The sequence below is a fragment of the Streptomyces boncukensis genome (genome assembly GCF_011045075.1).
Classification (GTDB): Bacteria; Actinomycetota; Actinomycetes; order Streptomycetales; family Streptomycetaceae; genus Streptomyces; species Streptomyces boncukensis.
On sequence record NZ_JAAKZZ010000582.1, the window covers coordinates 1 to 4,194 of the forward strand.

Consider the following 4,194-nt stretch of genomic DNA (forward strand, 5'->3'; position numbering starts at 1 on the left):
GCCTTCGATGGCCGCGGGGTCCATCCACGTGTACTCCCACAGGTGGCCGTCCAGGTCGTGGAAGCTGCGGCCGTACATCGGGCCCTCGTCGATGTTGGAGTGCCCCTCCGTGGCGCCGTTGGCCAGCGCGCGCTCCACATACGCGTCGACTTCCTCCCGGCTGTCCGCGCTCAGCGCGATGATCGAGCCGGTGGTCGTGCTGTAGTCCGGGAGGTCGCGCTTGGAGAACCCCTGGAAGAAGGGCTCGACGAGGAGCATGGTGTAGATGCTGCCGTCCGCGATCACCACGCAGGCGGCGTTCTGGTCTGTGAACTGCGGGTTGATCTCATAGCCCAGCTTGGTGAAGAAGTCCTTGGCGCGGTCCAGATCCTTCACCGGCAGGTTGACGAAAATCATCTTGGGCATGGTCTCGCCTTTCTCGTTCTCGGGGGCCGGCGCGGTCTCTGCCGGTGCCGTCGAAGAGATAGACCGGTGGTCTCACCGGAACTCATCGCCGCGGCGGGGATTCCCCGGGATTTTTTCTCGGAGCTTCCGCGTCCCGGCGGAGTCCCGGCGGAATCCCCACGGAGTCCCGCGGAATCCCCTGGGGATCACCCGGCCACGGCGGCCACGGCCTCGACCTCCACCAGCTGGTCGTCGTACCCGAGCACCGTGACACCCATCAGCGTGCTCGGCACGTCGTGCGCCCCGAACGCGTCCCGTACGACCTCCCACGCGGCCACCAGGTCCTCCTGCCGGCCGGACGCCACCAGCACCCGGGTGCTGAGGACGTCCTCCAGCCCGGCCCCGGCGTCCTTCAGCGCGGTCCGCAGATTCGCCACGCACACCGCCGCCTGCCCGGCGTAGTCGCCCACGGCGGCGGTGGAGCCGTCGTCGTTCAGCGGACAGGCGCCGGCGAGGTGGATGAACCGCGCGTCGGCCGACGCGGTCGCCGCGTACGCGTACTCCGCGACGTCGGACAGCGAACCGGAACGGATGAGTCGGACAGCACCGGTCACAGCTCTCTCCTGCCTTCCCTTGCCTCCACCGAAACCGCCGTCATCCTCGCAGCCCGGGGGCGTGCGCACCGCCGAATTTCCGCTCCCTACAGTCGGAGGCACCCACGCAGGCCCACCGGAGGCCGGAGAGAGCCGGATAGGCCGGAGAGAGCCGGAGAGAGAACGCCCATGACATCGCCAGCGCCGCCGCCCCTCCCCGCCCCTTTCGACGACGCGTTCCGCGCCGCACCGCACGCCCGCTACGACACCCTCCGCGAGGACGCGCCCGTCCACCGGGTGGCACTGCCCGACGGTTCGCCCGTCTGGCTGGTGATGCGGGACGCGGACGTGCGGGCCGGGCTCGCGGACCCCCGGCTGTCCGTCGACAAGACCCACGCGAGAGGCGGGTACACCGGCTTCTCCCTGCCGCCCGCACTGGACGCCAACCTGCTCAACCTCGACCGCGACGACCATCTGCGGCTGCGCCGCCTCGTCTCGCACGGTTTCACGGCACGCCGCATCGACGCTCTGCGCGACAGGGTGCGCGCCGTCGTGGACCGCCTCGCCGACCGCCTCGCCGACGCACTCGGCCGGCGGGGAGAGGACGCCGACCTCGTACGGGACTTCGCCCTGCCGCTGCCGCTCACCGTCATCGGCGACCTGCTCGCCGTGCCGGAGCCGGAGCGCGGCGACTTCGCCCGGTGGATACGGATGATGCTCGCGCCCGAGAGCCCGGCGCAGGTCGCCGAGGCCGTCGGCGCCGTGCACGGCTATCTGCGCCGCCTGGTCGCCCAGCGGCGCGGGCACGGCGGGGACGATCTGCTGTCCGCGCTGATCCGGGCCCGCGACGAGCACGACAGGCTCTCCGAGGACGAGCTGTGCTCCCTCGCGTTCCTGCTGCTCGGAGCGGGCATCGACAACGTGCAGCACACCCTCGGAGCGGGCACGCTCGCCCTGCTGCGCCACCCCGAGCAGCTCGCGGCCCTCGCCGCCGACCCGGACGCCCTGCTGCCCGGCGCCGTGGAGGAGATGCTCCGCTACGCGCACCCGAACCTCACCGCCATCCGGCGCTTCCCCACGGAGCCCGTCGAGTACGGCGGGGTGCGCGTGCCCGCGGGCGACACGGTGCTGCTCGCCCTCGCCTCCGCCAACCGCGATCCGCTGCGCCACGCATCGCCCCACCGTTTCGACATCCGGCGGTCCGGAGCGGGCGACCATCTGGCACTCGGACAGGGCGTGCACTACTGCCTCGGCGCACCGCTGGCCCGGATGCAGCTCACCGTCGCCCTGGAGACGCTGCTGCGCCGCTTTCCCGGCATGCGGCCCGCCGTCCCGCCCGACCGGCTGCCCTGGCAGACGTCGTTCCGCGCGCACGCGCTGACCCGGCTTCCGGTCGAGGTGGGGGCGCCCTCGCGGACGGAGCGCGCTGCCCCTACTGTCATCGAGTGAACCCGACAGCTCCTCGCGGACCGGGCACACTGCCCCTACAGTCGCGAGCGTGAACCCGACAGCTGAAGACATGGCACTGCACTACGGTCTCGAACCGCTGCCCGTGGAGGGCGGACGCTTCCGCGCCACCTGGACCGGACCGTCGGACGCCACGGGCCGCCCGGTCGGCACGGCCATCATGGTGCTGCTCACCGACGCACCGGACGACTTCTCCGCCATGCACCGCCTGCCGACGGACGAGGTGTGGCACTTCTACCGGGGCGACCCGCTGGAGCTGCTGCTCCTCGCCCCGGACGGCGGCAGCCAGGTGCTGCACATGGGCGGAGCGGACGGGTCCTTCCAGACGGTCGTCCCGGCGGGCACCTGGATGGGGGCCCGGGTGGCGCCCGGCGGCAACTGGTCGCTGTTCGGCACCACCATGGCGCCCGGCTTCCTGCCCACCGACTACGAGGGGGGCACCGCCGAGGAGCTGTGCGCCGGCTACCCGGGGGAGGCGGACCGTATCCGCGCCCTGTGCCGCCCCGACATGCCGCTGCACATGCCGGACGAGATACCGCCCCCGGGGAGCCGGGGGGACACCACGACGGAGCCGCACGGCACGTCCGACGGAGAGGACCGGAATGACTGACCCCCACCTGCCCGCGCTGACCGGCCAGGTCGCCCTCGTCACCGGCGCCAGCGGCGTCATCGGCGCCGGCATCGCCGAGCAGTTCGCACGCGCGGGTGCGGCGGTCGTCGCGCACTACCACCGCGGCGAGAAGCAGGCCCGCGCCCTGGTGGAGCGCCTGGCCGGGGAGGGCGCCGAAGCGACAGCGGTACAGGCCGACCTGACCGACGAGCGGCAGTGCCACACCCTGGTCGAGGAGGCGGCGGCCTGGCGCGGCGGGCGCCTGGACGCGCTCGTCAACAACGCGGGCGTCCAGCCCGTCCAGCCGCTCGCCGAGCTGACCGCCGAGGACTGGCGGTGGCTGTACGACTCCAACGTCACCAGCGCGTTCGTCTGCACCCAGGCGGCGGCCACCGTCATGGGCGCGCAGGAGGGCGGGGGAGCGGTCACCCACATCGCGTCCATCGAGGGCAGCCAGCCCGCCTTCGGACATGCGCACTACAACGCGTCCAAGGCGGCGCTGATCATGCACGCACGGGCCGCGGCGCTGGAGCTGGGCCCTCGACGCGTCCGCGTCAACAGCGTCTCCCCGGGTCTGATCGACCAGCCGGGCCTCGCGGCCAACTGGCCGGAGGGCGTGGAGCGCTGGACCCGCTCCGCGCCCCTCACCCGGCTGGGCCGTCCGGAGGACATCGGGAACGCCTGCGTCTTCCTCGCGTCCCCGGCGGCCTCCTGGATCACCGGCACCGACCTGACCGTCGACGGGGGAGTCAGCGCCCACCCGACGTGGTGACCGGCTTGGGGAGCCGCGCGGGGACCCGCGACTCCTTCGCGCAGCCCATCTCCTGGGCCATGGCTCTGACCACCGAGTGCAGGAGGGCCATCGCCGCGCGGGCGCGCGCGGCGTCCTCCAGCCTCGTGTGCCGCTCGGTGTGCGGCACGTGGACGTTCCCGGCCAGCCGGGGCGGATCGCCCCGCAGGAGGCCCGTGGCGCAGCGGAACGAGAGGAAGGCGCCGTTCTCGCTGGCGACCGCCCGCTCGCCCATGGCGTAGCGGTACTGGCCCGTCTCCCGCGCCCAGCGCGGCTTGTCGCCCGGCCCCATATGGACGAACTCGACCTGGAAGAGCGGCTTGTCCTCCCCGCCGCCCCCGCCTCCGCCG

Annotated in this window: 6 protein-coding genes; 3 read left to right on the forward strand and 3 right to left on the reverse strand. The window is 73.0% G+C overall.

The genetic code is table 11. The features are described 5' to 3' along the window. The coding region (locus G5C65_RS32410; protein WP_165302615.1) for a VOC family protein at positions 1 to 405 on the reverse strand (405 nt) is incomplete at its 3' end. A gap of 185 nt (positions 406 to 590) precedes the next feature. Further along, positions 591 to 998 (reverse strand): Rid family hydrolase, encoded by a 408-nt coding sequence (locus tag G5C65_RS32415; RefSeq protein ID WP_165302616.1) that lies wholly within the window; start codon positions 996 to 998, stop codon positions 591 to 593. A 168-nt stretch (positions 999 to 1,166) separates the two neighbouring features. On the opposite strand from G5C65_RS32415, the gene G5C65_RS32420 reads away from it, so the two are divergent. The 3 genes from G5C65_RS32420 (at position 1,167) to G5C65_RS32430 (ending at position 3,826) form a co-directional block, all read left to right on the forward strand. Next, on the forward strand, positions 1,167 to 2,426 hold the full coding sequence (locus G5C65_RS32420; protein WP_165302617.1) for a cytochrome P450 family protein: 1,260 nt from the start codon (positions 1,167 to 1,169) through the stop codon (positions 2,424 to 2,426). Between the two features lie 70 nt (positions 2,427 to 2,496). Then, complete coding sequence (locus tag G5C65_RS32425) at positions 2,497 to 3,054, forward strand: cupin domain-containing protein (RefSeq protein WP_165302620.1); 558 nt, start codon at positions 2,497 to 2,499, stop codon at positions 3,052 to 3,054. Next, positions 3,047 to 3,826: an SDR family NAD(P)-dependent oxidoreductase gene (locus G5C65_RS32430; RefSeq protein ID WP_165302618.1), complete on the forward strand. Its 780-nt coding sequence runs from the start codon at positions 3,047 to 3,049 to the stop codon at positions 3,824 to 3,826. The genes G5C65_RS32425 and G5C65_RS32430 overlap by 8 nt, the downstream gene beginning before the upstream one ends. On the opposite strand, the gene G5C65_RS32435 is transcribed toward G5C65_RS32430, so the two are convergent. Further along, the coding region (locus tag G5C65_RS32435; RefSeq protein WP_165302619.1) for a hypothetical protein at positions 3,804 to 4,194 on the reverse strand (391 nt) is incomplete at its 5' end. The genes G5C65_RS32430 and G5C65_RS32435 overlap by 23 nt on opposite strands.

Bases quoted from the DNA above. Each gene is read 5' to 3' on its own strand.
- G5C65_RS32420 (WP_165302617.1), top strand. From the start codon at position 1,167: ATGACATCGCCAGCGCCGCCGCCCCTCCCCGCCCCTTTCGACGACGCG.
- G5C65_RS32430 (WP_165302618.1), top strand. From the start codon at position 3,047: ATGACTGACCCCCACCTGCCCGCGCTGACCGGCCAGGTCGCCCTCGTC.
- G5C65_RS32425 (WP_165302620.1), top strand. From the start codon at position 2,497: ATGGCACTGCACTACGGTCTCGAACCGCTGCCCGTGGAGGGCGGACGC.